Here is a 26,626-nt window from a genome sequence, read left to right on the forward strand (position 1 = left end):
AGGATATGCCAAAATCTTTCCAGCAGAAACTGAAAATTTTATATCTTATGCGAGTCTTTTCTGAGAAAACAGATGAGGCACATCCCATGAGTGTGAAAGATCTGATTTCCTATCTGGAGAGTCTGGGAATTCATGCAGAGCGGAAGACGATATATGACGATATAGAGACTTTGCGTGTGTTTGGAATGGATATTATGAATCGAAGAGAGAGACCGTCAGGTTTTTATCTTGCAACCCGTGAGTTTGAGACTGCAGAGCTGAAGCTTCTTGTAGATGCTGTTCAGTTTTCCAGATTTCTTACTGTTGGGAAATCGCGGCAGTTGATCCAGAAACTGGAGCACCTTACCAGTATTTATCAGGCCAAAGACCTGCAGCGGCAGGCAATCGTACTGGATCAGGTGAAGAATACAAACGAGAGCATTTATTATAATGTAGATGAGATACACAGAGCAATTTCACAGAACAGACAGATCAGCTTCCAGTATACAGAATGGACAGTGTCCAAGGAGAAACATTTGAAGAAAGGTGGAGCTCGCTATCAGATCAGTCCATGGCAGATGATATGGCAGGATGGTAATTATTATCTGATAGGAGTTGATGAGAAGAGTGGCATTGTGAAGCATTACCGCGTAGATAAAATGTTGAAGATCCTTACAGAGAATGAAGCAAGAAATGGTGCCGAACTCTTCCGGAAATTTGACAGTGCCAGATTTGCTGCCGGTACTTTTGGAATGTTTGGAGGCCGTGAAGAGAAAGTTAATCTGGAATTTGAGAACCATCTTGTGGGTGTAATGATTGATCGATTTGGGCAGGATATTATGATCATGTCCAAGGACAATGAGCACTCCGTCACCAGGGTACAGGTGAATGTAAGTACACAGTTTTATGGCTGGCTTGCTGCCCTTGGAAATAGCGTGAGAGTGATTTCACCGGAGAATGTGCGAAAAGAATACCGGGATTTTTTAAGAAAAGCCCTGGAGAATTATGAAGGATAAAAACATGACGGTTAAATCCAGACTTTTGGAGTTATTAGAACAGCATAAAGGTGAAACTTTATCTGGCGAGGATATTGGCAGGGAGCTTTCCTGTACACGAGCCGCAGTTTGGAAAGCTGTGAACAGTCTGCGCCAGGAAGGATACCCCATTGAGGCCGGACCGAATAAGGGATATATGCTTGCAAGAGAGAGTAATCTGATTTCAGCAGAGGGAATCAGACTTTTTCTGGAGGATCCACAGGTTGAGATAAAAATATTTGATGCAATCAGCTCTACCAATCTGGAGGCCAGGCAGCTGGCTGTGAGCGGAATGGCTGGACACGGCTCTTTTGTTGTTGCCATGGAGCAGACAGCAGGAAGAGGACGAAGAGGCAGGGAGTTTTATTCTCCTAAAGGCAGTGGGATTTATCTCAGTGTTATTCTGGAACCGAAGGGGACACTGGAGGGCAGTCTTCTGATCACTACTGCAGCAGCTACTGCAGTGTATAAGGCTGTGAAAGAAGTATGCGGTGTAAAACTTGGAATTAAATGGGTAAATGACCTGTACAAGGATAACCGTAAGGTTTGTGGTATTCTTACAGAGGCGGTCACAGATTTTGAAAGTGGAAATATAGAATTTGCAATTGTAGGAATTGGGCTGAACCTGTACGCTGAGCAGGAACAATTCCCCAAAGAGCTTCAGGAAATTGCCGGAGGAATCTACGAAGATGAACAATCCTCCAGAACTGCGGACAGGAACCGCCTTGCAGCGCAGATTGTGAACTATCTTCTGGAAGAAACCCGGGAATTGAAATTGTCGGAAGAATACGTGGAACATAATATTGTTCCAGGAAATGAAATTACAATTACAGATAATAAAAGCAGCAGAAGTGCCAGAGCATTAGCGATTTGTCCAGATGGGAAATTGCTGGTTCAGGAGACTGATGGCACTCAGAGTAAGCTGGCTTTTGGAGAAATCTCAATAAAAATACCGCCGATAAAATAAATTTATCGGCGGTAAAGTTATTAGAAATATTATGTGGCAGATACCTGACTTTTATTGGAATAGTTACTCTATTTTGCAGAATTATTGTCTGGCTCAGCAGTAATGAATGGTTGAACTGAAGTAGTATCCGAAATTTTGATATCGGTATTCTTTATTACATTATCCGCATTCTGATCTGGCTGTGTTGTTGAAGACACTGTTGAGGCAGGTGCTGATTTTGTATTCATTTGTGGAGCGCTGTTATCAACAGGCTGTTGATAAGGACGATATGGCTGCCAATAATGTTCTGACACATCTTTTTTACAATCAGCTTTTTCGTCAGGAGAGATGCTTTTGATTTTTCCTGTAAGAAGCTGATAACCGGCAACGATGATCAGAATTCCAATGATAACAGAAGGAATCTGGTACATGATATCCTGTATAATAATAGCCAGAGAATTTGGTAAAATCCAGAAGAGCAGATCACGGAAACCATTCCAGAAAACAGCAACTCCGAAAACAATCAGGAGAATTGCCGCAATTTTAATATGTTTTTGCGAGAGCCTGATATTATTCTGAAATATACGGTCAAGATGCAGAATATAGTTATCCTCTATCGCGTAAAATTCTTCTTCCGGCAGTTCTTTCAAGTTATGAACATGGAAGAAACTGTAGAACCATAATACAGGAAGAAAGATAACCAGAGAGGAGATATTAAGCCCTCCGGCAATTGCGATAATAGCCCAGAATAGAGTCATAATGCTGATTCCCTGCTTAAAGAATCCCATATACATTTCTCCCGCACCAGGAATCAGGGAAGAGATAAAAAGTAGGAATCCCTTTTTTTGTTTTTGCATGTTAGTTACCTCCGTTTGTTATTGTATTTGAAATAGAATTAATGTAGTTGACAACTTTCTGGGGAGCATCAGAGATTCCATCTGTAATTCCATTTGAAAAATTACGTAATGAAGTTCTAATTTCCCGGCGCGTTTCAGATGATTTGGCTGTGGACTGCGGAAGCTGAGGCGAGACGAAGTCCATTTGCCCAAGGCTGAACAACATAACCAGTGCAAGTACGACTCCGACTACAGTGCGGAGTCCCTCATAGAAAAACCGCATTTTATAGGTAGCATCCGCTGCTGTTTTCTGTATCTGAATATCAGGAGCTGTAACACGTTCCATAATTGTTTCTTTCAGATAGGCGGGAGCTGAGGATGCATGATCTGTATATTCGTCCGCAAGCTGGTTAAGACAGTAGTCGCAGTGCTTCATATGTTCCAGAAATGCAATGATTTCATCAGTGTTCATCTCTTCATTTTGAAAATTATTCAGGTCATTACTATTGATATGCATTTAATCGCTCCTTTCTGCCAATATTTTTTTCAACATGTTTTTTGCACGATATAGCTGTGTCTGAATGGTCTTAGGGTTTTTGCCTTCTTTTTGCGATATTTCTGTTACGGACATCTGTTTACAGAAATGAGCAATGGCAATTTCCTTGTAAGGACTTTTCAGGCCGCTGCATATCCGAAATACCTGCTGTTCCGAATCAGACTGCAGATACTGTTCCTCTGGGGAAGAATGATTCTCCAGATCAGGAAGCTGTGAGAAATAAATATCTTCCGTTGGAATTGAACGGCGTCCGGCAGCTTTTAGGAAATCAAGGCATTTGCGTACTGCAATTTTGCTAAGCCAGGCTTTTTCATAAAGCCCATCGAAGTGGGCGAGACTTTTGTAGGCAGACAGGAATACCTCCTGAGTGAGGTCTTCTGCATCGAAAGGATTACCTACTGATTTCAGACATATGGAATATATCAGATTCTGGTATTGGTCAATCAGATATTCCAGATATTCTTCCTGTGAAATGTTATCAGCCTCCTTCCTGTCCGTTCTCTAATTATAACGCGACTGCCTGATAAAGTTCTTCAAAAATAAATAAAAATTTTGTAATTATTCAGCTGGTACTATTTTGCAAGGTGTTTTTACTATAAAAGTCCCGGATGGAAACCATGAATGAGCCATGCTTGCATGAGAGAATTCATAGATATCGGATGGGCTAGAGCGTGTTTGAAAAGGCTTTATGCAAGGTGTGCGTCACACTTTGTGGGAGATTGCGGCATATTTTGAACACGTCCTGAAATGACTAAATACAAAGAAAAAATAAAAATTGCGGGAAGAGCATAAATAGACTATAATCAGTTTCGTGAATAAAAGATAGAAATAAATCCTGCTGTTTAATTTATGAAAGAAGGAGCATTTATGTACGAGACAAAAAAGTTATATTATGAAGATGTATATAAAAAAGAATTTACCGCCAAGGTGTTGGAGTGTCGTGAGAGCAAGAAAGGCTATGAAATAATTTTAAACCAGACAGCTTTTTATCCAGAAGGAGGCGGACAGCCCAGTGACACCGGTATATTAGGCGGAATAAATGTTAAGGAAGTTCATGAGAAGGATGGAGAGCTAATTCATTATACAGATGGGCCTTTGGAAGTCGGTATGGATGTAATAGGAAAAATTAACTGGGGCAGAAGATTTGATCTTATGCAGCAGCATTCCGGAGAGCATATTGTAAGTGGGCTGGTACATGAAGCATTTGGATATGACAATGTGGGATTCCACATGGGAAGCGATGTGATCACCATCGATTTCAGCGGAATGCTGGATGAAGAACAAATGGCCGAAATCGAAGCGAAAGCGAATCAGATTATCTGGGAAAATCAGAAAGTTGAGATTTTTTATCCTACAGAGGAGGAACTTAAAAATCTGGATTACAGAAGCAAGAAAGAGCTTTCTGGATGGGTTCGTATTGTGCGCTTCCCAGGAGCAGATACCTGCGCATGCTGCGGAACTCATGTGGCGCGTACTGGAGAAATTGGAATGGTGAAGCTGCTTTCTGTGGTGAAATTCCGTGAGGGGGTTCGTATGGAAATGCTGTCAGGTAAGCGAGTGCTTGATTATCTGAACATGGTAAACGAACAGAATCGTCAGATTTCCGTGAAGCTGTCTGCGAAAATGGACAAAACAGCGTCAGCGGTAGCAAGGCTTCAGGATGAAAATTTTGTTCTGAAGGGAAGAGTACATGCGTTAGAAGAAGAATTTATCGTTGGCGAAGCTGCTAAATGGAAAGAAAAAGAAAATGTGCTTTTATTCCAGGAAGGAATGGAAGCAGGAAGCGTTCAGAAGCTTACAGATGCAATTTTACAGGTTTGTAAGGGGCGCTGTGCAGTATTCTCCAGGAATGCAGATGGAAGCTATAAGTATGCTATGGGAGAAAAAGACGGAGACTTACGTCAGTTTACGAAAGAGATGAATGCAGTATTGAATGGCAGGGGAGGCGGTAAGCCTTTCTTTGTACAGGGGTCTGTGCAGGCTTCCGAGAAAGAAATTCGAGCCTTTTTCGAAAATAAATAGCAACTGTTCAGTTACTTGGCAAAAGTACCTTGCGGAATAGCACCCGCTGAATAGTTGCAATAAATAATAGAAGAGGATTGGAAAAAATCCGTATTAGAGCGTGTTTGAAAAAGCATTCTCGCAATCTGTACGCCCCACTTTGCGGTATATTTTGCCCGAATTCGGTTGTCGTAGCCCGCTACGACGCCCTCCTCCGGACAAAATCTCCCACAAATTGTGACGCACATCTTGCAGAAGTCCTTTTTTCAAACACGCTCTGCGGAAGAAAGGAAAAGCTGAATTATTTTTCAAGATAATCAGTGTTATATGAAGAAATGTTTGGAGAGTGTCATGCGCACCTGATCATGGATGGACTGAATTATAAAGATGCAATTTCTATTCATAAGGATCATGTAAACGATGAAGTGATACGGAAACATTTGAAAGCTTATGAAGAGCTGGGGATTGTCTTTGTAAGAGATGGTGGAGATGCATTAGGAATATCGGAAAGAGCCAGGAAACTGGCACCAGAATATGGAATTGATTATCGTACTCCTATTTTTGCCATCCATAAAAATGGACACTATGGCTCTATCGTGGGAAAAGGTTTTGACACTATGAAAGAATACCATGTCCTTTTGAAAGAAGCGAAAAACAAAGGGGCAGATTTTATTAAAATTATGACCACGGGACTTCTGGATTTTAATAACCATGGACAGATTACCGGAACGCCTTTAGACAGGAAAGAAGTCCGTGAGATGGTACATATCGCCCATGAAGAAGGGATGGCGGTGATGAGCCATACCAATGGAATTTATGGTGTACAGGCAGCTGTGGAAGCTGGTGTGGATTCAGTAGAACATGGAAATTATATTGATCCGGAAACAATCAGAGAATTAGCTGACAGTGATAGTGTATGGGTTCCTACTCTTGTGACAATTCGAAATCTTCGTGGATGTGGAAGATATAAGGAATCAGTGCTTGATCCTATTATAGAACTGGCCACAAAGAACCTTCGTCTGGCATACAAGTACCGAGCAAAGGTGGCTCTTGGAAGTGATGCAGGAGCTTATATGGTCTTACATGGGAAGGGCTTAATGGATGAATACCAGGCATTTATGGACATTCTGGGAGAATCCGGGGATGTGAGAGCCTGGCTGGCAGATGGAGAGAAAAGGATTCAGGACACCTTCAGGCGTCCTGAATCTTGATAGATGTATAAATGTTGGAATTTTTGGATTTTGTAGGATCAAAGGTAATGCAGATACTTGCGCCGGATTCCATATTACTGGTGGAGGTATCCTTTGCCCCTTCTGTAAAGCAGGTTATGGTTGCGCCATCGCCAGTTTGAAGTGTGACGGTATTTGCTGTATGGCCTATAATTGTACCGCTGACTGAGCTGGTAATTTCCCGGCTTCCAAGAGAATCCGGATCATCACCGGTGACTGCTGTAACAGTAACACCATCCAGTGAATTTCCCTGAAATTGTCCAGTGCAAGTTATGGTTACATAGGAGCCTGGCGCTGTTCCACCTTTAAAGTAAGAAGGAATCTGAGACAAGTCTACATTTATTGTGCTATCAGAGCCAGAGGGAAGAACTGTGAGTGTATTCAGGGAAATATTCTGAATTTCTGCATGAATCTGCTGTTCTTTTGCTGAGTCATCGGCAGAAACCTGTGCAGGATCTGGTGTTGGTGTTGGATCTGGAAGTGTAAGCGGATCAATATCTGAAATGCTTAGTACTTTCAGATGACTGGCATTAAGAGAAGAACTTTGGGTATCCTGACTGGAAGCAAACTTGCCTTTAAAATGAATGTATACCCATACACCGGTGCGGATGCCATTCTGATAATATTGTTCAGTTCCAGTGATTGGATAGGTGGCTGTTTTGCCTTTTTTATTTTTTATGGTAATGGTATTTGGAGTCAGACTCTGTACTTCCCCATAGGCCTTTCGTACTTCCAGCTGATTCTTTTTGTGAAAGTCGTCTACTACTTTCAATGCTTTTACAGTGCTGGTATCCTTGTTAGAGAGCTGACCCTCATAAATGACACTGATTTCATCTCCAGTGATCATGCCATCTTCGCATTCCAAAGTTGCTTCAGAAAGATCAAAAACGTAAGTTTGTTCCTGACTTTCCATAGTCAGGGTGGCACCGGTGAAATCCTTAAGGGTTCCTTTGATTTCATCCATATAAACACGCTGTTTGGGCGTTTCTGAAGTGTTCTGTAAGGTGGTTTCACTCTGATCAGAAGTAGAAGTATAGCTGGTGATTATATCACCGGCAGTACATCCTGACAGAGAGAACAGTACCAAAGAGCCAAGTAATAGTTTTGTGAAATTTTTCATTGTTGCTTTGTATCCTCCGAATCCGGAAATGGTACAGGAAGAAAATCGAAAACCTCTCGGTATGCATTCCATTCCTCCGAGTTATCTGGCATACGATAGCCAAGTCCTGTACATTCTGTAGTAGCATTTGTATTCATGTAATTATTATAAAAAACATTGTAAGGATTCTGTAGTGGCGACTGTTTTTGGCAGGATGATTTGTTTGTGGATTTTATATTCATAGAAACACTCCTTTTTGTCAAATATTTTTCCTATATAAGGGAAGATATTCTTAGAATATGCGAAAAAGAGGAGAGTATGCACAAACATTTGTCAGTGAACAGTAACGCGCTTCGCGATGCACAGAAATCATGCATTCGCATGATTTCGCGCTAAGATTCTCGGGTTTTCTGTGAACTTTGTTCACAAAAAACACTCGCGGAACGTTACCAGTAAACAGTAACGACTAATTTATTTATGTGAATATTATAACAAATACATATTGAAATTTCTATATTTTGTGCTATAATCATTTTAAATAAATAATAGCGAAGTAGGAATTTATGCGTCAAGTGTTCATTGGCTGGGGAGTCGCCGTGAAACGAAAAGCAGCAGGACTGTTTACGATATATTTTCCGCACCCGTTGCTACATGTGAGAACATCTCATAATGTGGAGGGATTATTATTTATGGTAACTACTCTGTTATTTTAATCATTATGGAGGTGTTTTTTTTATGCGTAAAAACAAACAGACATGGAGTGTTAAGACTCTTGTATTCCTTGCACTGCTGGTAGCAATCCAGCTTGTGCTGTCACGCGTTCTGGTAATTGATCTTGGTGTATATCGAATTACATTGGGGACTGTCGCCACTGTATTGGCAGGTCTTTGGATGGGACCTGTAGCTGGTGGTGTAGAAGGTGCTGTTGCCGATATCATTGGATGTTTTATGAAAGGCTATGGAGTTAATCCACTGATTACTTTATCAGCAGTTGCCTGGGGTGTGATCCCCGGACTGGCTGGAAAACTAATGGCTGAAAAGAACAGAAAAGTAAAGACTGTTGTTATGTGTGTCGCAATTGCAGTCTCTGGCGTAGTGGGAACACTTGGACTGACCACTGCAGGACTGGTAATGATCGGAGCAAACTTCTATGCAATTATGCCAGGACGTCTTGTACAGTTTGCAATCATGACTCCAATCTACTGCGTACTTACCAGTCTTCTTTATTTCAGCCCGCTTACAGGCATGGTTGTAGGAAACATAAGACCTGCTAAGCTGGAGAAGAAGACCGTATAAATGGCAGCAGTCCAGGAGCTGAATTATATACAAAACCCCAAATTAAATAATATGGCATAAGATGGATTATGAAGCAATGCACTTACTGGAAAGTTGATTGTTTGAGAAATCAACTTGTTGAATAAGTCAAAAAATACGATTCCCAAATAAAAGGCTGTGATCAGGATAAACACTGATCGCAGCCTTTTTTAAACATGCTCTGAAAAGTTTTCAGTTTGTATGTGTCTGAACCCGGAACCAATAGGTGTAGAGATAATGAAGTCCAAGTGATTCATAAAGATTACGTGCTGGAGTGTTTCCCTCTACTACCTGAAGATAGGCCTTAGTTGCGCCTTTCTTTTTTCCTTCTTTTAGAAGTGCAGTACAAATCTGACGAGCATAACCCTTGTGTCTGAAATCTTCGCGAACATGGATAGCGTACAATCCAATATAATTTCGATCCAGAATGCCAAGCCCGGTTGCAATAATTTTTCCGTTACTCCAGATGGAGGCGCATACGGTGTCTTTTACGATGGCATGATACATGGATGGAACTACAGCACGGTGAACAGGATTAATGGTGCCTTTCAGATCAAAAAGACTTTCAATCCAAATATCTGGAATATCGTCAGTAAGAGTTACCAGATCGCAAGGCGCAGAAAGATCTGCTCCATCCAGTGAGGCTGCCATAACATTTGTTGTATGCTGGATTTCGTAGTTGCGGTTTTCCAGAAGATAATCAAAATCCGGAGAAACCAGAGGACTGATCTTAAAAATTGCAGGGCTGCCCAGTCGGGCATACTCTGCTTCGCAGAAAGAAACCTTTTCCCTCCAGGAAAGGGTAGAAGTTCCGAACTGCTCCACACTGTTTGTTCTATGTGTATAAAAATAGGAAAAACGGAGAATCCATCCATCATAAAGCTCCATTTTATGGGAGGGCCATGCATTTAGTGACATATCTTCAATTTCTTTAATGATTTTATCCATAAAAAAACCTTCTTTTATAAGTTTAGGGTCATTATACATAATTGTATCCAGCAATGCAACTGAAAATAGTCTGTTATAAGACAGATTGCTTTTTACACATCTTGCAGAAAGCCTTTTTCAAACACGCTCTAGTACATCGTTTCGTAAATAACTATACCAATCGCGTAGGATGTGAATTCGAGTGTGCAGGTATAAAAACGCAGGCGTAGCGGGCTACGCCGAGGCTTTTATACCTGTGCAATCGGATTCACAGACAAGTGAGTGGTATAGTTATTTCGAAAACGATGTACTAGTACGGTGAATAGCCGCAAATTAATTTATACAATCTGTCTGCCAGAAATTTTTGTCCCTGCTCAGTAAGGTGAATCCCATCTGTAGTAATTTCTGAATATCCATAACGACGCGCCTTTTCATTCAATTCCTCATGCAATGTAAGATAAGAAATTTGAAACTGTTCTGATAGCTGGTGGATCATTTGTGATATTTTCTGGCGAAAAGGAAGCCAGGTTCTATAACAGGCAGGCCAGGGAAAAAGAAAAGGCTCCATTAAAATAATGCGCGAGTTCGATTTTGCTAATATTGTTATAAGATCTGCATAGCATTTGTAAAAAGAAAAAAGCATATTCCTCTGCTGAAACGGTGTTCTGTCCGTATTCATTATTAATCCAATATCATTAATTCCGATTAAAATTGTTATAATATCACTTGTAAAATCAGAATCACCCTGAATTCTCTGCAGAAGTCTGTTTATAGTAAAGCCGTCAGTGCCATAATTGCGTACCTGATAGTCTGAGCCGTCCCTTTTAAGACAGTCTGACAGCATTTTTACATAGCCATTGCCAAGGAAATCTCTGGAAAAGCAGTGTTCACAATCGGTGATGCTGTCACCAAGACATGTTAATATTGTCATAATTTTACCTCCGTTAATATTATACTGCAAGAACAAAAAGGTTTATAGTTTTTTTAGAAAAATTTGTAAAAAAAAGACTGGACAAATGGAGATAGAGAACCTATAATAAGACTCACCAGAAGTCATCTGGTATCGAAGGTCATCTTTTCAGATCGACTATTCCCTATTCTACGAAAGATAAAATACAGAAAGCCTTTCTCAAACAGGCTCTAAAATACTTCAAGATAGCCTCCTGTTATTAGTAAACCTATGTAAAAGAAGGGATGGTACGTCTATGCTTTTTTACAGAATATTTCCTGCTATAGCGGCAGGCTGCGCCGCTCTGATGGATATTCAGAGAGCGAAGGTAGACAATGGCTGGCTGCTTTTTTGTGTATTGGTCAGTTTGTTTACGCGAATATGGAAAATGGATGTTAGCAGTCTCGGATCTTGGATATGCGGTCTGCTGGTACCGATACTGATTCTGGGGATTTTATTCATATTCAGAATGCTGGGAGCCGGAGACATCAAGCTCTTGAGTGTTATTGGAAGCATGATAGGACCGACGAAAATTCTCAATTGCATTTCCTATTCCTTTCTGATTGGAGCTGTCATATCAGCTGCTCTTATGATTTCAAGCGGCATTGTCTGCCAGCGAATTCTTTACTTATTACATTACATCAGTGTTTATTTCAAAACAGGAAAAAGAGAACCCTATTACAAAAGCGGTATGCCGTTGGAAAACTTTCATTTCACAGTTCCTATATTTTTAAGTGCATTGCTTTATGCGGGAGGTGTCTATTGAAGAAGAATATTTTTGCTGTCTGTGATCTTGAGGTGGATTATGCCTTGAATTTTATGGATTATCTTAATCATAAGAAAAATATCCCATTTGAGATTCAGGCATTTACCAACGTAGAGAGTCTGATCGCCTATGGGAAAATGAATCACATAGAGTTGCTGCTGATTTCCCAGAAGGCTATGTGCCGTCAGGTGCAGGAATTGGAAATTGGTAAAATTGTTATACTTTCGGAAGGCGTGCACCCACCGGATCTGGACCGTTATCCAAGTGTGTATAAATATCAGGCCTCTTCAGATGTTGTGCGAGAAGTGATGGCGTGTTACGGAGCCGAGAAAGCAGTAGCTCCGGCTGTTTTTCCTGTACTGAAAAAGACCACGGAAATTTATGCAGTATATTCTCCTTTGGGGCGCTGCCTGAAAACATCGTTTGCACTTACATTAGGACAGATTCTGGCAAAAGAAAGAGCTGTTCTTTATCTGAATCTGGAGGAATACTCCGGCTTTGAAGAAATGTTGGGAAAAGGGTTCGCACAGAATTTAAGTGATCTTCTTTATTTTGTACGGCAGGAAAATGGAAATCTGATTTATAAGATGAACAGTATGGTACAGACAATAAACAATCTGGATTTCATTCCGCCTGTACGTACGCCAGAGGACATACGAGGAACTGCATGGGAAGACTGGGAAAAACTGATACAGGAGATTGTACTTCACAGCAATTACGAATTTGTGATTCTGGATATTGGAGGGGCTGTAGATGGGACTTTTCAAGTTCTGGATATGTGCCGGAGAATTTATATGCCAGTGCTGTCTGATCCGGTATCCATATCCAAGATTGCCCAATTCGAAAACCTGATAAGAATCTGGGATTATCCGCAGATTCTTACCAGAACTGTAAAGGTACGCCCGCCTTTTCATGGAGGAAACGTGGCACCGGAGAATTATATTGAAGGGCTGCTGTGGAGTGAACTTGGAGATTATGTCAGGGAAATTCTGAGAAAGGAAAAGGAATGAGTCAGGAAATCTTTCGCAAACTGAGACAAATGCTCATGGAGAAGCTGGATGTTTACCGGGAACTTACAGACCAGGAAATTCTGGAAACGATTGATGAGCTGATCGTAAACACTCTGCGGGAATCAGGAGTGAGCCTGAAAGAAAAAGTGCAGCTTCGCCAGGAACTGTTTTATTCCGTCAGGAAGCTTGATGTATTACAGGAATTGATCGAAGATGAAACTGTAACTGAGATTATGGTGAATGGTCCGGATTCTATTTTTGTAGAACGAAAAGGAAAACTGACAAGGTGGCCGAAGTCTTTTACAGATCAGGAAAAGCTGGAGGATGTGATACAACAGATAGTGGGAAAATGCAATCGCATTGTGAATGAATCATCTCCTATAGTAGATGCCAGACTGGAAAATGGCGCCAGAGTCAATGTGGTTGTGGCTCCGGTAGCATTAAATGGTCCAATTCTGACAATAAGACGTTTTCCGGATACTCCAATTACAATGGAAAAGCTGATTGAACTGGGAAGTATAACTCCAGAGTGCGCGTCCTTTTTGGAAAAACTGGTAAGGGCCCGGTATTCAATTGTAATTGGCGGAGGAACGGGAAGTGGGAAGACCACATTCCTGGGGGCTTTGTCAGAGTACATACCAAAAGATGAACGGATTATCACTATTGAGGACAATGCAGAACTGAAGCTTCAAGGGATTGCAAATCTGGTGCGCCTTGAAGCCCGGACAGCGACCATAAACGGAGCACCGGGAGTAAGTATAAGAGATCTTATTAAGTCTGCACTTCGTATGAGACCGGATCGAATAATCGTAGGAGAAGTACGGGGTGGGGAAGCTATGGATATGCTTCAGGCACTTAACACTGGGCATGAAGGCAGTCTTGGAACAGCTCATGCAAACAGTTGCCGTGATATGCTGGCCAGACTGGAAATAATGACATTGATGGCGGAACTGGATCTGCCGCTTCAGGCGGTAAGAAGGCAGATCGCCTCTGGCGTAGATATTCTGGTGCATCTGGGACGTATGCGCGATAAATCAAGAAAACTTCTGGAAGTTTCAGAAGTATGTGCGTATGCGGATGGTGAAATCAGGATACAACCATTGTATCAATGGCAGGATGGGTGTGGTCTGGTGCCTGTGGAGCCTCTCCTGCACAGAGAAAAACTGGAACGGGCGGGGGTGAAATTATGATCAGGCAGAAAGTTGATTATGGAAAATACAGATATTCTCAGAAAGAAATTTTAAAATATATAGGAGAAAGTGCAGCATTGTGTGGTGCTGTAGATTATTTGTTCTATCAAACACCTTGGGTAATGTTACTTGTGGTTCCGGTTTCTGTGTTCTTTCTGAAGTGGAAGAAGAAACAGATGATCAGAGAAAGAAAACGGCGCCTTAATTATCAGTTTCGGGATGCATTGAATTCTATGAGTGTGGCGGTACAGGCTGGATATTCTGTGGAAAATGCAGTTTCTGCCTGTGTGCGTGATCTAGAGCAGCTATATCCGAAGAATGAAGATATTGTAGCTGAATTTCGTTATATAGAGACACAACAGAGAGTGAGTGTGCCGGTAGAAGAATTATTTCTGGATCTTGGGCAGCGCTGTAAGGTTGAGGATATTGAAAACTTTGCTTCAGTTTTGTATACAGCAAAAAGAAGCGGTGGTGATCTTGGAAATGTAATTCAGAAAGTGGCTCGAATGCTGGGCGATAAGATTGATGTAAAAAAAGAAATTGAAGCGACTCTGGCTGCGAAGAAGTCGGAACAGATGATCATGAGTCTTATGCCGGCAGGAATTATTCTTTATCTGCAGCTGGCATCACCGGGATTTCTGGATATTCTCTACGGAAATCCATTTGGAATCTGTGCAATGACAGTCTGTCTTACAGTATATGGAGCTGCTTACTGGATGGGGAAAAGAATTGTGGAAATCGAGGTGTAGTTGATGTGGCTCCATATTGTCATTTTTGTTATATTATTGCTTTTGACCGTATGCAGTACTTTAGGTTGGATCCATGTAGAAAACATTGGTACGGTAAAAGGCAGAAAGATGTTTCTTGTGGTTGCTCTGGCAGGAAATATAACAGGAGGACTGCTGACTTGGACAAAAGGTGGCGGACAGGTATTTGAAGACGGTTATGAGTTGAAAAAGGAGGAAAATGCTTATGAAGAAAAATTTATGGTATCCGTGGAAGGAGAAGAAACAGGCAGTGTCTATGTACAGATCCCGGAAAAAGAACTGGAAAAGGAAGATACCGGGCAGCCGGAAGTGTTGACGAAAGAGGAAGACGAAGAACAGAAGCTTTTGGAATTTGTAGCAAATTATAACAGCGAACTGGAAGACTCTGAGTATTATTATCTTCCATCTGACTGGGAAGGAAGAAAACTGGAGTGGAAAATACCTTATGATACTACCGGAAACATGTTGACAGCAATTTTCCTTGCAGCAGCATTTGTCATGATTGTTATAATTGCGCGAGAAGAGCAGAAAGCCAGAACGAAAAGATATGAAGAACTGATGATGGACTATCCGGGACTGATCATGAAGTTCACCTTGTTGGTGCAGGCTGGAATGACTGTTCGAAATACGTTTAGGAAGATGGCTTCGGATTATAAAAACAAAAATGAAAAACGTATTGCATATGAAGAGATTGTTACTGCCTGCCATGAAATGGAGAGTGGAATTTCAGAAATGGAAGCCTATCGCCGCTTTGGTGAAAGGTGCGGACATGTAAAATATAAAACATTTGCAACATTATTGATCCAGAATCTTCAGAAAGGCAGCCGCCATATGGGAGAAATGCTGGAAAAAGAATCTGTGGAAGCCTGGGATGACAGGAAAAGAAAAGCAAAAGTTCAAGGAGAAGCGGCAACTACCAAATTGTTATTCCCAATGATACTGATGCTAGGCGTTGTAATGGCTATTGTTATGCTGCCGGCCTGTCTGTCCTTTTATGGATAAATCCAATCCGAAGGCCGATTTTCATATTTAAAAAGAAAAGTGCCAAAGGAAATTTTTCAGGCTGAGGGAGGTGAGAAATATGAGCGAACTGCGCAGACTGATGAGAGAATTTCTGTGGGAAGAAGATGCTGTAGGCGTTGTGGAAATTATTCTGATCCTTGTAGTTCTTATTGCACTGGTCATGATTTTTAAAGACCAGTTGACCAGTCTTGTGAAGAATATTCTGTCAAAGATCACAAAGCAAAGTAATTCTATTTAAATGATTTCCAACTAACAAAATGATTTGAAAAGGAGAGGTGCGCCATGGTAAAAAGAGGAAGTATTACTGTTTTTCTGGCCTTAACCCTTGGACTTATTCTGTCCCTGCTGAGCTCAGGACTCGAGTCAGCAAGAATGGCTGCGGCCAGAACTCAGATTTTGAATGGGATGGATATTGGACTGTATTCTTTATTTGGACAATATAACAAGTCCCTTTTAAAGGATTTTGACTTGTTCGCTGTTGACGGAGCCTGTGGGGGAAAGGAAATGAATCTGGCCTCTATATATGATAATCTGGAATCTTATATGAAGCCTGTGATGAAGCAAAATAGTCAGAAATTGTCAGTACAGCAGGGTGGCATTTCCGGTTATCTTCTGATGACAGATTCAGAAGGTGAAGTCTTTTATCAGCAGGCAGTCCAATACATGAAAGAAACTCTTGGAAGCCATGGGGCAAAGCTCCTTTTAAACAAAATTCAAGATATGCAGAAAAAGACAATTGAAGCGGAGCGACAAGGCAATGAGATAGAAAGTAAAGGAACCATTGAAAATTATGAAAGTGAAATGGATACTGCACAACAAAAAAGTCAGGCTTTGCTGGAAGAAAAAAAGAAACAGGAACAGCAGAATGGGCAGGATGGGTTTACAGATGGGAAAATGCTTCCGTCTGTGACAGAAAAGAATCCTCCTGCAAAAGTTGAAAATCCTATTCCAGTAATTCGAAAAGTACGAAAAATGGGACTTCTGGATCTGGTTCTCCCTTTTGGAAAAGAAGTTTCTGACAAAAAGGTAAAAACTAAAGAATTGGTTTCAGGAAGAAAACTTGAAACAGGATTGGCAATGGAGGATTCCGTAAAAGCAGATGGAAGTATGCTTTCCCAGGTTTTGTATCAGCAATATCTTATGGAAAAACTGGGAAACTATATAGAACCAGGAAAGAGCGGCTTAAGCTATCAGATTGAGTACATTATTGGAAAGAAAAACAGTGATGAGGCAAATTTGAAAGATGTAGCGAAAAAACTTTTGATGGTTCGGGAAGGACTTAATGTTGCATATCTGGTTTCAGATGCGCTTATGATGGGGCAGATTCATGCCATGGCAGCGGCAATTGCAGCCGCATTTCTTATTCCACCGGCAGTTGTGGTGATTGAAGGTGCGCTGATCCTATGCTGGGCTTTTGCTGAAAGTATTCTGGATGTAAGAGAGCTATTTGCCGGCGGAAAAGTGCCTTTAACTAAGAATGCCTCTAACTGGCAGCTGTCGCTGCAGGGGCTACCGGCATTGGTAGATAAGCTGGATACGGACAGGCAAAACGATGTAAACGGGTTATCCTATGAGGATTATTTGCAGATATTTTTATTGACAACTTCAAAGGCGCAAAAAGTTAAAAGGGGTATGGATATGATTGAAAGTTCGTTTCGGGAGATGGAAGACTGGAATGAATTTTGTCTGGATCATTGCATTACTGCACTGGAGGCTTCTGTGGATGTAAAGGCAAATAAAAGAAAAGTGTTTACCGTAACGCGGGAATATCACTATATTTAGCTGGAAAATAGATTGTCTTTTGCCATATTACTATATAAGAAAGGCGCAGAAGGATGCTTTCCCGGAAAGGAGATGGAAAATTGATTAAAAGAAAAAAGAGAAAAGATATACAGGCTCTAAGGAGCAGAACAAGAAGGAAGAGTTCTCTGGGAATCCGGTCTGTCAGAAAGTCCCCGTTTTCTGCCAGAAGTCTTTTCGGAAAAGTGTCTTTGTGCGCCTTTGGGAAAGAAATAAAAGAGCAGGTAAAAAAAGCCAGTTTCACGATAGAAGCGGCCTTTGCCCTTCCACTCTTTTTCTTTGGAATGGTGACAATGATACATTTTATGGATGTATACAGAATTCAGACGGAACACTTGAGCAAACTGTGCCAGAGTGCAAAGGAAGCCGGAATGTATGCGTATGTGGTGGGAGGCGACGGAGTAGAAGAAATTACGCTTCCTGATGTTTACAAATACAAGCCAATTGGCGGATTGATACCGCTTCCGGCTAAATGGCAGTATAACAAGGTGAGGGTTCATGCCTGGACTGGCGCGGACAGAGGAAATGGGAATAGTGAAGAGAATAAAAAACCGGAAAATATGGTGTATGTAACGGTTTCAGGTTCGGTGTATCACAAAAAGCTGAATTGCAGTCACCTTAATTTGTCGGTTACTAAAGTGTCGGGTGGAAATGTTTCTTCCAAACGAAATGAAAATGGAGAGAAATATCATGCATGTGAAAGCTGCAGTAGAGGGCAAGCTCCAGGAAGTACAGTTTATATCACAAAATCTGGAAACCGTTATCATAATGACAAAAATTGCAGCGGCTTAAAAAGGTCCGTACGTCTGGTAAAAGAGTCGGAAGCTGGTAATCTGCATGCATGTAAACGATGTGGTTAACAAGAAGAAATGGAAGGGGAATAAAATAATGGAACGAATTTGTATTCTTGCATTTCTTGGAATTAACAGTTGGAAAGATATACACACAAGAGAAGTTTCACTTTTGTCAATTGGTGTATTTGGAATTGTGGGAATGGTAAGAGCATGTTTTCTTGGAACTGTGAGTGTGAATCTGGTATGGAATGTCTGTATGGGGGCCGCTGTGATCGGGCTCAGTATCATCTCGAAAGGCGCTGTCGGGATGGGAGATGGTCTTTTATTTCTGTCGCTTGGGACAGTACTGCCTTTTGAGGAACTTTTGTCAGCATTTTTATTGGGACTTTTTTGCTGCTGTTTTTGGGGGATTGTGGTGTTATTTCTGTCAGGCAAAGGGAAAAAGACTGAGATGCCTTTCGTTCCATTCCTTATGTTGGGATATATTGGAGGTTTAATTTATTGAAAAAGAGAATAAAAAAGGGAAGCATGACAATAGAAGCAGCACTTTTAATGCCGTTGCTTTTGCTGGTTGTGATGATAACTTTGTATTTGTTTTTTTACGTACATAATAAGGTCTGGCTCACAGCCGCGGCTTACGAAGCAGCTCTTGACGGCAGTCTGGAAACGGCACGGCCAGAAGGGAAAAGCCGTGATAAAGCATTAAAAAAAGGAAAAGAACTTGGAAACTCTGGATTTTATGAAAGCAAAAACCTGAAACTTCAGGTCAGCGAAGGAAAAAAAGTGCAGGTAACGTATGATCTTGATATGTTTTCCTTATATGGAGGATTTAACAGTCATTTGCAGGTAAAGGGAAGTGTAAAAGTAATAAAACCGGTAACCTGGATCCGAAAAGTAAAGGGACTTTCTGAGGTGTCAAATAAGCTGAAGGGGTAAAAAATGAAATCAGAATATAAAAGAGATATAAATGGAAATTATCTTGTGCTGTATGAAAATGAAGAACCAGATACTTCTTCTTATCAGATGAGAATGCTGGTTGGCAATTCGATTCCATCTATTCTTAAATGCAGAGTGCAGGGAGTTGATGGACAGTTTATGGTGTGTTATGATATTACCTCCAAACAGTCTTTGCTTTCTCTTTATGAAGAAAAGAAAATGGGTTACGAAGATCTTCAGATGATCCTGGGTGGATTTGTGCAGGTGATGGAAGATATGTCAGAATATTTGCTGAATCCATGCAGGTTAGTATTGAAGCCAGAGTATATGTATGTAGATGTGGAAAAGAGACAGATCTATTTTTGTTATCTTCCTGGATATGCTGAAGATGTGAGACAGAAATTTCAGGAACTGACAGAGTATATTCTTCCGATTCTGGATCATGAAGACTCAAAGGCTGTAATGCTTGGGTATGGAATATACAGAAGAGCTTTGGAAGACAGTTTTCATTTGGAATATATAAAAAAGGAACTTTATCAGGATAGAGAGGAAATAGAAAAAACAGTTGGTTCCTCAATTTTGCAGGAATCAGGCACTATGACAGAGAAAAGGTGTAATTCAGATGGCAGTGAGAAAATTGATCTGTTTGAAAATTATGGGGAGTCAAAAGAGGAAAAGCCTCAGGAAGAACATCTGGAAGAGTTGCTTTGGGAGGAAGAATTATCTGAAAAAAAGAAAAAAGATGTTGGGGGTACGTCTAAAGGATTTTTGATTTGGTGTGTAGCAGCTGGATTTTTTGCACTGGTGGTTGTGGCCGCAGAAACACTGGGGTATCTGCCGAGGGTATCTATGCAGGTTATTCTGGGAGTGGCAGCTGGGATTATGGTAATTGGAATGTTGTGTACCTGGGGTGTGTCCGTTATAAAGAATAAGAATTGCATCAGACATGAGAAAAAGGGACATCTGGAAATACAGAATAAAAGAGAAAATAAAAAAGTGAGTGAAGACTCAGGAAAAGATAAGGTGAACTTTAAAGATAGCATTGAAAGAAACACGACTTCAATGCAAAATACAGCAGAAGTATTGCACCAAAAAGAAAAAATATCAATATCACAAAAAAATTGCGGCGAAACAGTGGTTTTATCTGCGAATATTGTTACTGGACCGGCAACTCTTGTAAGCCGTGAACCTGGTGAACTTGCTACGATTTATCTTCAGAATGAACTTACGGTAATTGGAAAAATGGAGAATGCAGCGGATGCGGTGATCGAACTTCCTACAGTAAGCCGGATACACGCGAAGATACGGAAACGGGAGGGAGAATATTATCTTACGGATTTGAATTCACGCAATGGAACATCTGTAAATGGCAAAATTTTAAAAGGGGATGAGGAATATTGCCTTCAGGATCAGGATCAGATAGACTTTGCGCAGGCCAGGTATGTGTTTCTGAAATAAAATAACAGATTTTAAAAATTTACCGGGTTTGATCTGTTGAGGTATCAGAGAAATTGTGCTATACTTATTCTATTATCAGAAAGTAACGAAAACAGTGTTGAAAGTAGACTGAAAATATCGAGGTGATGGCGTGGAAGAAATAAAAAAAGAACCAATAACGGTTCTTTTTATACTTCTGAATATATTGATATTTCTTGTTGTTGATTTTACCGGCGGATCAGAAAATACTGCTCACATGATTGAGTGTGGAGCCGCCTATCCACCGCTGATTCTTGAAAATGGAGAGATATACAGGTTATTTACCTGTATGTTTCTGCATTTTGGAATTTATCATATTGCCAATAATATGCTTGTCCTTTTTGTACTGGGACAGCGCCTGGAACCGGTTGTAGGGAAGATTAAATTTATTTTAATTTACCTTCTTGGCGGTCTTGGTGGAAATATTTTTTCTTTTATTATGGAAATGAAATCAGCGGATTATGCAGTGTCAGCTGGTGCCTCTGGTGCCGTTTTTGCAGTAATGGGAGCAATGCTCTATGTAGTTATTCGAAATCATGGAAGAATTCAGGATATTTCCGTACGACAGATGATGATCATGGCCGGATTCTCATTGTATTTCGGTTTTACAAGTACTGGTGTAGATAATGCAGCCCATGTTGGCGGCATGGTTTGTGGATTTATCCTGGCGGCAGTTCTTTATCATCCGGGAAATTTTTCTGGCAGAACAATGTGGAAGGATGTTTCCCCATCGGATTCAATTTCTGCATAAATGTTTCCGCTGTGAGCCTGGATGATCTCTCTGGTGATTGCCAGCCCCAGTCCGGTTCCACCCTCTTTGAATGTTACAAATGGAGTAAAAATTTCATTCAGCTGTGATTCCGGTATGCCGCATCCATTGTCAGTTATGACAATATGTACCCTTTGGTCACTGGAAAAAGCACATAATTTTACTTTTCCATCAGCACTGGAAATTGCTTCTGCTGCATTTCTGAGCAGATTCAGTAAAGCCTGCTTTAATTTAACGGGATCAATAAAGAGGGCAGGCAGTGAGGGCGAAATATCAGTTTTTAAGGTAATGCCCAGGTACTGGTAAGTGGGCTGGATACTGGAAATAATTTCCTTAAGATAGGCAGTAAAAGCAGTTCTTTTCCGTTCAAGTTTATGGGCATTATTGTAATCCGAAAGATTATTTAACAATTCTTTGGTATACTCCAGATTAGCTGTAATATCATTCCAGTAATCAAATGAGACAACTTCAGGATGTGTGTCTTCAATCATCTGAATCTCACTGTTAATAAGTGCTATGGGATTGCGTATCTCATGGGAAAATCGTGATAGTATCAGATGAAATTCATCCTGTTTTTTGTTTAAGATTAAATTATTTTTCATAAGCTCACCTCAAGTGAAGTGTATCATTGAAGTGGACAAATGACAAATAAAATCGTACTTAAAAAATCGAGATTATTCGACAGAAATAAAAAATACTGTTCCAAAAATTTTTTAAAAAATTTTGGAAAAAAATGTGATTTTCGCTATTATCAGACGTATAATTTATATATTCTATTTGGGAGGATAAGACTATGAGTGATTGTATTTTTTGCAAAATTGCAAACGGAGAGATTCCATCAGCAACATTGTATGAAGATGAAGACTTCAGAGTAATTCTGGATCTGGGTCCTGCAAGTAAAGGACATGCCTTGATCTTGCCGAAAGCGCATGCGGCTAATATCTATGAGATATCAGATGATATGGCTGCGAAAGCAATGATTCTGGCAAAGAAAATGGCCACAAAAATGACCGAGGCGTTAAAGTGCGATGGTTTTAACATTGTACAAAATAATGGCGAACCGGCAGGACAGACTGTTTTTCATTTTCATATGCATCTGATTCCGAGATATGAAGGAGATCAGGTGGGAATTACCTGGAAACCTGGAACTTTAACGGATGAGGTGAAAAATGAAATCCTGGAGAAATTGAAAAGCTGCTAGAAAACGGGGTACACAAGATGAATAGCGAAGAATTTAACACATTTTACAGACGGTATTATAAAGTCTCTGTTAAAATCGCAAATGGAATTGTACAAAGCCGTTTTACAGCCGAGGATGTTACACAGGAGGTATTTTCATACTTTTACGAAATAAAAGAGAGACTGGATGCTTCCAGCGAAGAAAAGCTTCACGCATTGGTGGTATGGAAAACAACCAATAAAGGAAGGGACTACCTGAGAAAATCATATGTAAAGCGGGAAGTAATGTTTGACAATGATGTGGCTGAATTGCAGTATCGTACTACAGAAAGCGCAGAAGCGGCATTACTGGGGCTGGAAAAACAGAAATATTTATCAATGGCATTTGAAGGCCTGCGACGGAAAAATTTAATTAACTATATGATTTTTATGCGAGTTGTAATGGAAGGTGTATCTACTGAAGAAGTAGCGCGCGAATTTGGCTATACAAGAAATAATGTAAATAACAGAGTACTTAGAGCCAGAAAATGGCTTTTAGCAGAAATTTTAAGACTGGAAAAAGAGTAAAATTAAAAAGCATACCTCTGTTAAATAACAGAGGTATGCAGTGTAAAATCAGGAATGAATACATTCTTCAATGAGATTCACAATATGCTGAATAGAATTTAAGTTTTTGCCTGCAGACATAGCCGCAATATATTTATTACGTTCCTGATAGAGTTTGCGGATTGCCTCTAAGAGAGACGCTTCTGTAATCTCTTCCTCCTCCAGTACCATACTGTAACCCTGGCGCTCGAAGGAGCGGGCATTGAGAATCTGATCACCGCGGCTTGCCTTTGCGGACAATGGAATTAAGAGATTTGGCTTTGAAAGTGCGGCAAGTTCACAGATAGCATTAGCTCCTGCACGGGAGATTACTACATCTGCCAATGCAAACATGTCAGGAAGCTGTTCCTGAACATATTCATATTGGACATAACCTGTCAGCTGGATACTTTCATCCGTTTTTCCCTTGCCGCAAATATGAATAACCTGGAATTCTTTCAGCAGTTCAGGAAGAATTTTTCGTACATTTTCGTTTACAGAAGCAGCACCCAGACTGCCGCCAATTACCAAAAGAACTGGTTTATCTGAAGTAAAACCACAATATGCGCGAGCGTGTTCTTTATTACCATGGAGAAGCTCCTGACGAATAGGAGTACCTGTAAGAACTGCCTTATCTTTTGGAAGATTATTTACAGTTTCTGGAAAGTTACAGCAGACTTTTGTGGCGGAAGAAAGGCAAAGCTTATTAGCAAGTCCCGGAGTCATATCAGATTCATGAATGATTGCCGGAATGTGGCGTTTGCCTGCGGCAATTACCACTGGTACTGTTACGAAGCCACCTTTGGAAAATACTACATCAGGCTTTAATTTTTTCATAAGACTTTTAGCCTGAAAATAGCCTTTTATAACGCGAAATGGATCTGAAAAGTTTTTCAAATCAAAATATCGTCTTAATTTACCGGAAGCAATTCCATAGTAAGGAATACCAAGCTCCTCAATAAGCTGTTTTTCAATACCATTGTAGGAGCCGATGTAAGAAATTTTATAACTTTTTTCCTGTAAAGCGGGAATCAGAGCAATATTCGGGGTAACATGTCCGGCAGTACCACCGCCGGTAAGGATAATATGCTTCATAGGATCCTCCTGAATAAGTGTTTAATAGTTACAGTTCACTTTGTGAATAGCGACCTATTTAATAAATATGAACCCCTAAAAGGGAATTGTCAAGAAAAGAAAAAAATCTGGGAGAAAAAAATGAACAAAAAAAAGATAGGAGAGAAAACCGACAGTCTGTTAGAAGCTGAAATGATCAAAGAAGCAAAAATGATAGAAGAAAGTCTTCTTGGAAATGCTGCAAATGATTTTGAGATTTCGGATGAGGAACTGGATGAGGCGTATCAGCAGTTTTTAAAGAAAATGAAAGCAGAAGGCAAACTGGATGAAGATAAAATAAATGAGGCCAATTCTGCAAAAGCTATGAATAATGATACAAAGACTGCTGAAATAGTGAAGTTTCCAGGATTCCGGAACGAGGCGTCCAAAGAGGAAAATTTAAAAGATGCTCAATCAACAGAAAGTTCAGCTGAGGAAATTGATTTTATTGCAGGATTTTCTGATAAGCTACGTCAGTTTGAAAAAGAAGAAAATAAACCCTGGTACAAATATGGAAAGGCAGCAGGGATTGCAGTTCTTGCTGCAATCGGTATTCTTGCCGGAAGTATGGCAAGCCAGGCTGATTCAGCGAAATTTGTCAGCTCTGTTCAGCATATTATAAATAGTGAAGATGTTATGCCATAAAAACAGAAAAATATATGTAATATAAGTAAGAGTTCGGGTAAAAGGGGGAATCTGTATGAAGATCACTTTTATTGGAGCAACACATGAAGTTACCGGGAGCTGCTATTATCTGGAAGCAGCAGGAAAAAAGTTTCTTGTAGACTGTGGAATGGAACAGGGACCTGATTATTATGAAAATAAAGATATTCCTGTGCCTCCGGGAGAATTAGATTTTGTGCTTTTAACACATGCACACATGGATCATTCCGGAAATCTTCCTGCTATTTACGCAAAAGGCTTTAAAGGACCTGTATATGCCACAGAGGCAACCTGTAATCTTTGCGATATTATGCTCCGTGACAGTGCCCATATCCAGATGTTTGAGGCAGAATGGCGTAACCGCAAGGCAAAACGTCAGGGGAAGCCTGAATTTGTTCCAGCTTATACCATGGAGGATGCATTAGGGGTTATTCGTAATTTTGTAGGCTGTCCATATGAGACTGGAATAATTCTTGGCGAGGGGCTGAGAGTAAAGTTTATTGATGCAGGTCACCTTCTTGGATCAAGCAGTATTGAGGTGAATATCTGTGAAGCTGGAGTTGAAAAAACAATTGTATTTTCGGGAGATATAGGAAACAAAAATCAGCCGCTTATAAAAGACCCTGCCTATTTTAGAAAAGCAGACTACGTGGTAATGGAATCTACATACGGAGACCGGAGCCACGGAGAGAGACCAGATTATGTGCGCCTTCTGGCAGATGTCATTCAGGAGACCTTTGACCGGGGCGGTAATGTGGTAATTCCCTCTTTTGCAGTGGGAAGAACGCAGGAGATGCTGTATTTTATCAGACAGATAAAAGCAGAAGGCCTTATTCACGGGCATGATAATTTTAAAGTGTTTGTAGATAGCCCTCTTGCAAATGAAGCAACAAATATTTTCGGTATTCATAAATATGATTGTTTTGATGACGAGGCTCTGGAACTTATTCGAAAAGGAATCAATCCTCTTAGCTTTCCTGGTTTGAAGATATCCGTAACAAGTGAAGACTCAAAAGCAATCAATTTCGATGATGACTGTAAGGTGATTATTTCTGCCAGTGGAATGTGTGATGCAGGAAGAATTAAACATCACCTGAAACATAATCTGTGGCGGGAGGACAGCACCATTCTTTTTGTGGGCTATCAGGCTGTTGGAACTCCGGGACGCGCCCTTTTGGAAGGAACTCAGGAAATAAAACTCTTTGGTGAACCGGTGCACGTTGCAGCAAAAATCTGCCGTATGCCGGGAATCAGTGGCCATGCAGATGTAAATGGTCTGGTTGACTGGATAAAAGCATTTGAAGTAAAGCCTCAGAAAGTGTTTGTTACTCATGGCGAGGATACTGTGACAGAACTGTTTGCTGCAAGACTGCGTGATGAGATGAACTATGATGCATATGCGCCATTCAGTGGAACAGAATTTGATCTGGCTGAAGGCGAATTTCTGTACGAGGCAGAGGGCGTTAAGATACAGAAGCCTGCTGCGTTACAAAAAGCATCTAAGGCTGCAAAGGTATACGAAAAGTTGCTTGCGCTTGGATACAGACTGCTTTCCGTCATACGCAAAAACGAGGGCTGTGCAAACAAAGATCTGGAGAAGTTTTCAAGGGATGTCCAATCTTTATGTGATAAATGGGACAGAACTGATGGGTAAGTGTTACAGTCTGAAAAGAAATCCCCGGGAC

The 26,626-nt window shown here is 40.6% G+C and carries 31 protein-coding genes and 1 riboswitch; of the genes, 22 read left to right on the forward strand and 9 right to left on the reverse strand.

The features are described 5' to 3' along the window. The first annotated feature begins 5 nt into the window (after nucleotides 1-5). A complete protein-coding gene (locus tag ABHC48_RS12180; protein WP_195477749.1) occupies nucleotides 6-995 on the forward strand; it encodes a WYL domain-containing protein in 990 nt (329 codons plus the stop codon). Then, the gene (locus ABHC48_RS12185; protein ID WP_334285796.1) at nucleotides 985-1,980 is read left to right on the forward strand and encodes a biotin--[acetyl-CoA-carboxylase] ligase; all 996 of its coding nucleotides are present in this window, start codon (nucleotides 985-987) and stop codon (nucleotides 1,978-1,980) included. The genes ABHC48_RS12180 and ABHC48_RS12185 overlap by 11 nt, the downstream gene beginning before the upstream one ends. Before the next feature lie 68 nt (nucleotides 1,981-2,048). On the opposite strand, the gene ABHC48_RS12190 is transcribed toward ABHC48_RS12185, so the two are convergent. The 3 genes from ABHC48_RS12190 to ABHC48_RS12200 all read right to left on the reverse strand — a co-directional run bounded on the left by ABHC48_RS12190 (nucleotide 2,049) and on the right by ABHC48_RS12200 (nucleotide 3,825). After that, nucleotides 2,049-2,747 (reverse strand): hypothetical protein, encoded by a 699-nt coding sequence (locus ABHC48_RS12190; protein ID WP_195699631.1) that lies wholly within the window; start codon nucleotides 2,745-2,747, stop codon nucleotides 2,049-2,051. A gap of 70 nt (nucleotides 2,748-2,817) precedes the next feature. Then, on the reverse strand, nucleotides 2,818-3,312 hold the full coding sequence (locus tag ABHC48_RS12195; protein WP_187566129.1) for a hypothetical protein: 495 nt from the start codon (nucleotides 3,310-3,312) through the stop codon (nucleotides 2,818-2,820). Next, nucleotides 3,313-3,825, reverse strand: a complete 513-nt coding sequence (locus tag ABHC48_RS12200) for a sigma-70 family RNA polymerase sigma factor (protein WP_195699656.1) — start codon at nucleotides 3,823-3,825, stop codon at nucleotides 3,313-3,315. It lies immediately after the preceding gene. Between the two features lie 393 nt (nucleotides 3,826-4,218). On the opposite strand from ABHC48_RS12200, the gene ABHC48_RS12205 reads away from it, so the two are divergent. Continuing rightward, on the forward strand, nucleotides 4,219-5,373 hold the full coding sequence (locus ABHC48_RS12205; protein WP_195699632.1) for an alanyl-tRNA editing protein: 1,155 nt from the start codon (nucleotides 4,219-4,221) through the stop codon (nucleotides 5,371-5,373). Nucleotides 5,374-5,384: 11 nt separating this feature from the next. Here the strand turns inward: ABHC48_RS12205 and ABHC48_RS12210 are convergent, their stop codons facing one another. Continuing rightward, a complete protein-coding gene (locus ABHC48_RS12210; protein WP_334285799.1) occupies nucleotides 5,385-5,588 on the reverse strand; it encodes a DUF6783 domain-containing protein in 204 nt (67 codons plus the stop codon). Between ABHC48_RS12210 and ABHC48_RS12215 the strand changes: the two genes are divergently transcribed. Both ABHC48_RS12215 and ABHC48_RS12220 read left to right on the forward strand, forming a co-directional pair. Continuing rightward, nucleotides 5,520-5,669 carry a DUF6783 domain-containing protein gene (locus ABHC48_RS12215; protein WP_334285800.1) on the forward strand — a complete coding sequence of 50 codons (150 nt, stop codon included), beginning with the start codon at nucleotides 5,520-5,522 and terminating at the stop codon, nucleotides 5,667-5,669. The genes ABHC48_RS12210 and ABHC48_RS12215 overlap by 69 nt on opposite strands. Before the next feature lie 3 nt (nucleotides 5,670-5,672). Next, nucleotides 5,673-6,563, forward strand: coding sequence for an amidohydrolase family protein (locus ABHC48_RS12220; RefSeq protein WP_334285798.1), 891 nt, complete (start codon nucleotides 5,673-5,675; stop codon nucleotides 6,561-6,563). Here the strand turns inward: ABHC48_RS12220 and ABHC48_RS12225 are convergent. Continuing rightward, nucleotides 6,544-7,701, reverse strand: coding sequence for a hypothetical protein (locus tag ABHC48_RS12225; RefSeq protein ID WP_195699633.1), 1,158 nt, complete (start codon nucleotides 7,699-7,701; stop codon nucleotides 6,544-6,546). The genes ABHC48_RS12220 and ABHC48_RS12225 overlap by 20 nt on opposite strands. 526 nt (nucleotides 7,702-8,227) lie before the next feature. Next, a riboswitch (THF riboswitch) is annotated at nucleotides 8,228-8,329 on the forward strand. A gap of 86 nt (nucleotides 8,330-8,415) precedes the next feature. Here ABHC48_RS12225 and ABHC48_RS12230 point away from each other — a divergent pair. Beyond that, nucleotides 8,416-8,976 (forward strand): folate family ECF transporter S component, encoded by a 561-nt coding sequence (locus ABHC48_RS12230; RefSeq protein ID WP_173718422.1) that lies wholly within the window; start codon nucleotides 8,416-8,418, stop codon nucleotides 8,974-8,976. Between the two features lie 210 nt (nucleotides 8,977-9,186). On the opposite strand, the gene ABHC48_RS12235 is transcribed toward ABHC48_RS12230, so the two are convergent. Continuing rightward, nucleotides 9,187-9,942 (reverse strand): GNAT family N-acetyltransferase, encoded by a 756-nt coding sequence (locus ABHC48_RS12235; protein ID WP_118578831.1) that lies wholly within the window; start codon nucleotides 9,940-9,942, stop codon nucleotides 9,187-9,189. A gap of 289 nt (nucleotides 9,943-10,231) precedes the next feature. Further along, nucleotides 10,232-10,852, reverse strand: a complete 621-nt coding sequence (locus ABHC48_RS12240) for a GDSL-type esterase/lipase family protein (protein WP_173719044.1) — start codon at nucleotides 10,850-10,852, stop codon at nucleotides 10,232-10,234. Nucleotides 10,853-11,126: 274 nt separating this feature from the next. On the opposite strand from ABHC48_RS12240, the gene ABHC48_RS12245 reads away from it, so the two are divergent. From ABHC48_RS12245 to ABHC48_RS12300, 12 genes are all read left to right on the forward strand, one after another. Further along, on the forward strand, nucleotides 11,127-11,636 hold the full coding sequence (locus tag ABHC48_RS12245; RefSeq protein WP_118578012.1) for a prepilin peptidase: 510 nt from the start codon (nucleotides 11,127-11,129) through the stop codon (nucleotides 11,634-11,636). Beyond that, complete coding sequence (locus ABHC48_RS12250) at nucleotides 11,633-12,646, forward strand: hypothetical protein (RefSeq protein ID WP_118578011.1); 1,014 nt, start codon at nucleotides 11,633-11,635, stop codon at nucleotides 12,644-12,646. The genes ABHC48_RS12245 and ABHC48_RS12250 overlap by 4 nt, the downstream gene beginning before the upstream one ends. Beyond that, nucleotides 12,643-13,836, forward strand: coding sequence for an ATPase, T2SS/T4P/T4SS family (locus ABHC48_RS12255; protein ID WP_118578010.1), 1,194 nt, complete (start codon nucleotides 12,643-12,645; stop codon nucleotides 13,834-13,836). The genes ABHC48_RS12250 and ABHC48_RS12255 overlap by 4 nt, the downstream gene beginning before the upstream one ends. Next, nucleotides 13,833-14,585, forward strand: a complete 753-nt coding sequence (locus ABHC48_RS12260) for a type II secretion system F family protein (RefSeq protein WP_173719046.1) — start codon at nucleotides 13,833-13,835, stop codon at nucleotides 14,583-14,585. Before ABHC48_RS12255 ends, ABHC48_RS12260 begins: the two co-directional genes overlap by 4 nt. Before the next feature lie 3 nt (nucleotides 14,586-14,588). Further along, nucleotides 14,589-15,605, forward strand: a complete 1,017-nt coding sequence (locus ABHC48_RS12265) for a type II secretion system F family protein (RefSeq protein WP_173770901.1) — start codon at nucleotides 14,589-14,591, stop codon at nucleotides 15,603-15,605. A 79-nt stretch (nucleotides 15,606-15,684) separates the two neighbouring features. Continuing rightward, nucleotides 15,685-15,864 (forward strand): Flp1 family type IVb pilin, encoded by a 180-nt coding sequence (locus ABHC48_RS12270; RefSeq protein ID WP_118578007.1) that lies wholly within the window; start codon nucleotides 15,685-15,687, stop codon nucleotides 15,862-15,864. Between the two features lie 44 nt (nucleotides 15,865-15,908). Continuing rightward, entirely contained in the window at nucleotides 15,909-17,408 is a 1,500-nt protein-coding gene (locus tag ABHC48_RS12275; RefSeq protein ID WP_195699634.1) for a DUF5702 domain-containing protein, read from the forward strand. An 80-nt stretch (nucleotides 17,409-17,488) separates the two neighbouring features. Then, nucleotides 17,489-18,286, forward strand: a complete 798-nt coding sequence (locus tag ABHC48_RS12280) for a hypothetical protein (protein ID WP_195699635.1) — start codon at nucleotides 17,489-17,491, stop codon at nucleotides 18,284-18,286. A gap of 28 nt (nucleotides 18,287-18,314) precedes the next feature. Continuing rightward, complete coding sequence (locus ABHC48_RS12285) at nucleotides 18,315-18,725, forward strand: prepilin peptidase (RefSeq protein ID WP_187566134.1); 411 nt, start codon at nucleotides 18,315-18,317, stop codon at nucleotides 18,723-18,725. Beyond that, complete coding sequence (locus ABHC48_RS12290; protein ID WP_243284520.1) at nucleotides 18,722-19,156, forward strand: TadE/TadG family type IV pilus assembly protein; 435 nt, start codon at nucleotides 18,722-18,724, stop codon at nucleotides 19,154-19,156. The genes ABHC48_RS12285 and ABHC48_RS12290 overlap by 4 nt, the downstream gene beginning before the upstream one ends. 3 nt (nucleotides 19,157-19,159) lie before the next feature. After that, nucleotides 19,160-20,614: a DUF6382 domain-containing protein gene (locus tag ABHC48_RS12295; protein ID WP_347505573.1), complete on the forward strand. Its 1,455-nt coding sequence runs from the start codon at nucleotides 19,160-19,162 to the stop codon at nucleotides 20,612-20,614. 130 nt (nucleotides 20,615-20,744) lie between these two features. Beyond that, entirely contained in the window at nucleotides 20,745-21,383 is a 639-nt protein-coding gene (locus ABHC48_RS12300; protein ID WP_226855113.1) for a rhomboid family intramembrane serine protease, read from the forward strand. Here ABHC48_RS12300 and ABHC48_RS12305 read toward each other — a convergent pair. After that, nucleotides 21,314-22,003 carry an ATP-binding protein gene (locus ABHC48_RS12305; RefSeq protein ID WP_148462200.1) on the reverse strand — a complete coding sequence of 230 codons (690 nt, stop codon included), beginning with the start codon at nucleotides 22,001-22,003 and terminating at the stop codon, nucleotides 21,314-21,316. The genes ABHC48_RS12300 and ABHC48_RS12305 overlap by 70 nt on opposite strands. Before the next feature lie 191 nt (nucleotides 22,004-22,194). Here ABHC48_RS12305 and ABHC48_RS12310 point away from each other — a divergent pair, with 191 nt between their 5' ends. After that, nucleotides 22,195-22,602 carry an HIT family protein gene (locus ABHC48_RS12310; protein ID WP_118578001.1) on the forward strand — a complete coding sequence of 136 codons (408 nt, stop codon included), beginning with the start codon at nucleotides 22,195-22,197 and terminating at the stop codon, nucleotides 22,600-22,602. Nucleotides 22,603-22,619: 17 nt separating this feature from the next. Then, nucleotides 22,620-23,147, forward strand: a complete 528-nt coding sequence (locus ABHC48_RS12315) for a sigma-70 family RNA polymerase sigma factor (protein ID WP_118578000.1) — start codon at nucleotides 22,620-22,622, stop codon at nucleotides 23,145-23,147. Nucleotides 23,148-23,195: 48 nt separating this feature from the next. Here ABHC48_RS12315 and ABHC48_RS12320 read toward each other — a convergent pair whose 3' ends face one another. Beyond that, nucleotides 23,196-24,260: an undecaprenyldiphospho-muramoylpentapeptide beta-N-acetylglucosaminyltransferase gene (locus ABHC48_RS12320; RefSeq protein WP_173719051.1), complete on the reverse strand. Its 1,065-nt coding sequence runs from the start codon at nucleotides 24,258-24,260 to the stop codon at nucleotides 23,196-23,198. Between the two features lie 120 nt (nucleotides 24,261-24,380). On the opposite strand from ABHC48_RS12320, the gene ABHC48_RS12325 reads away from it, so the two are divergent. Continuing rightward, nucleotides 24,381-24,923, forward strand: coding sequence for a hypothetical protein (locus ABHC48_RS12325; RefSeq protein WP_173719052.1), 543 nt, complete (start codon nucleotides 24,381-24,383; stop codon nucleotides 24,921-24,923). A gap of 55 nt (nucleotides 24,924-24,978) precedes the next feature. Then, nucleotides 24,979-26,595, forward strand: a complete 1,617-nt coding sequence (locus ABHC48_RS12330; RefSeq protein WP_118577997.1) for an MBL fold metallo-hydrolase — start codon at nucleotides 24,979-24,981, stop codon at nucleotides 26,593-26,595. Nucleotides 26,596-26,626: the final 31 nt, after the last annotated feature.

The organism is Ruminococcus sp. 1001136sp1, from assembly GCF_039841815.1.
GTDB classification, from domain to species: Bacteria; Bacillota; Clostridia; order Lachnospirales; family Lachnospiraceae; genus Blautia_A; species Blautia_A faecis.

Coding starts and splice junctions, on each gene's coding strand:
- ABHC48_RS12320 (WP_173719051.1), bottom strand. CDS start 24,260: ATGAAGCATATTATCCTTACCGGCGGTGGTACTGCCGGACATGTTACC.
- ABHC48_RS12225 (WP_195699633.1), bottom strand. CDS start 7,701: ATGAAAAATTTCACAAAACTATTACTTGGCTCTTTGGTACTGTTCTCT.
- ABHC48_RS12255 (WP_118578010.1), top strand. CDS start 12,643: ATGAGTCAGGAAATCTTTCGCAAACTGAGACAAATGCTCATGGAGAAG.
- ABHC48_RS12270 (WP_118578007.1), top strand. CDS start 15,685: ATGAGCGAACTGCGCAGACTGATGAGAGAATTTCTGTGGGAAGAAGAT.
- ABHC48_RS12330 (WP_118577997.1), top strand. CDS start 24,979: ATGAAGATCACTTTTATTGGAGCAACACATGAAGTTACCGGGAGCTGC.
- ABHC48_RS12305 (WP_148462200.1), bottom strand. CDS start 22,003: ATGAAAAATAATTTAATCTTAAACAAAAAACAGGATGAATTTCATCTG.
- ABHC48_RS12185 (WP_334285796.1), top strand. CDS start 985: ATGAAGGATAAAAACATGACGGTTAAATCCAGACTTTTGGAGTTATTA.
- ABHC48_RS12295 (WP_347505573.1), top strand. CDS start 19,160: ATGAAATCAGAATATAAAAGAGATATAAATGGAAATTATCTTGTGCTG.
- ABHC48_RS12275 (WP_195699634.1), top strand. CDS start 15,909: ATGGTAAAAAGAGGAAGTATTACTGTTTTTCTGGCCTTAACCCTTGGA.
- ABHC48_RS12315 (WP_118578000.1), top strand. CDS start 22,620: ATGAATAGCGAAGAATTTAACACATTTTACAGACGGTATTATAAAGTC.
- ABHC48_RS12260 (WP_173719046.1), top strand. CDS start 13,833: ATGATCAGGCAGAAAGTTGATTATGGAAAATACAGATATTCTCAGAAA.
- ABHC48_RS12205 (WP_195699632.1), top strand. CDS start 4,219: ATGTACGAGACAAAAAAGTTATATTATGAAGATGTATATAAAAAAGAA.
- ABHC48_RS12245 (WP_118578012.1), top strand. CDS start 11,127: ATGCTTTTTTACAGAATATTTCCTGCTATAGCGGCAGGCTGCGCCGCT.
- ABHC48_RS12190 (WP_195699631.1), bottom strand. CDS start 2,747: ATGGGATTCTTTAAGCAGGGAATCAGCATTATGACTCTATTCTGGGCT.
- ABHC48_RS12230 (WP_173718422.1), top strand. CDS start 8,416: ATGCGTAAAAACAAACAGACATGGAGTGTTAAGACTCTTGTATTCCTT.
- ABHC48_RS12265 (WP_173770901.1), top strand. CDS start 14,589: ATGTGGCTCCATATTGTCATTTTTGTTATATTATTGCTTTTGACCGTA.
- ABHC48_RS12180 (WP_195477749.1), top strand. CDS start 6: ATGCCAAAATCTTTCCAGCAGAAACTGAAAATTTTATATCTTATGCGA.
- ABHC48_RS12240 (WP_173719044.1), bottom strand. CDS start 10,852: ATGACAATATTAACATGTCTTGGTGACAGCATCACCGATTGTGAACAC.
- ABHC48_RS12310 (WP_118578001.1), top strand. CDS start 22,195: ATGAGTGATTGTATTTTTTGCAAAATTGCAAACGGAGAGATTCCATCA.
- ABHC48_RS12235 (WP_118578831.1), bottom strand. CDS start 9,942: ATGGATAAAATCATTAAAGAAATTGAAGATATGTCACTAAATGCATGG.
- ABHC48_RS12325 (WP_173719052.1), top strand. CDS start 24,381: ATGAACAAAAAAAAGATAGGAGAGAAAACCGACAGTCTGTTAGAAGCT.
- ABHC48_RS12195 (WP_187566129.1), bottom strand. CDS start 3,312: ATGCATATCAATAGTAATGACCTGAATAATTTTCAAAATGAAGAGATG.
- ABHC48_RS12285 (WP_187566134.1), top strand. CDS start 18,315: ATGGAACGAATTTGTATTCTTGCATTTCTTGGAATTAACAGTTGGAAA.